Annotated in this window: 1 protein-coding gene; it reads left to right on the forward strand. The window is 65.4% G+C overall.

What is annotated here, in order from left to right:
* Nucleotides 1-581 (forward strand): four-carbon acid sugar kinase family protein (locus HLUSI_RS0101775; protein ID WP_016832335.1); only part of this gene is annotated, 581 nt, incomplete at both ends.

Below are 581 nucleotides of genomic sequence, written 5' to 3' on the forward strand. Positions count from 1 at the left end.
CCGCGCTGCGCGCTCGATGGCGCCGGCTGAAATGCGCGAGGAGCTCGAACCGGTTGCGCGCTTCTTCGCCGGCCTGCAGCCGCCGGTGACGCACTACAAGATCTGCTCGACCTTCGACAGCGCGCCGCATGTCGGCAACATCGGCACGGCCCTGGCGGTATGGCGGCAACATATCGACAACGACTTCGTACCCATCGTCGGCGGCCAGCCGAATTTGCAACGTTACTGCCTGTTCAGCAACCTGTACGCCGCGGTCAACGGCGGCGGCGAGGTGTTCCGCATCGACCGTCACCAGACCATGCGCAATCATCCGGTGACGCCGATGCATGAAGCCGACATGCGCGTTCACCTGGCGGGGCAGAGCATGCAGGTGGCGGCAATCCATGCGCCCGCCTATGCCGGGAATGCAGAACGGCTGGATGCGGAAGTGGAGCGAATTGCGCAAGCTCATCCCGATGCCGTCCTGTTCGACGTCGGCGACGCGGCGCATCTGTCGCCGATCGGCCGGCAAATCTGGCGGCACGCACAACGGCAGCCCTTGCTGGCGATCCAGATGCACGCCGTGATCCGCTACTGCTGCG

Origin of the sequence: Herbaspirillum lusitanum P6-12 (assembly GCF_000256565.1) — a bacterium.
In the GTDB taxonomy this organism is placed as follows: Bacteria; Pseudomonadota; Gammaproteobacteria; order Burkholderiales; family Burkholderiaceae_D; genus Herbaspirillum; species Herbaspirillum lusitanum.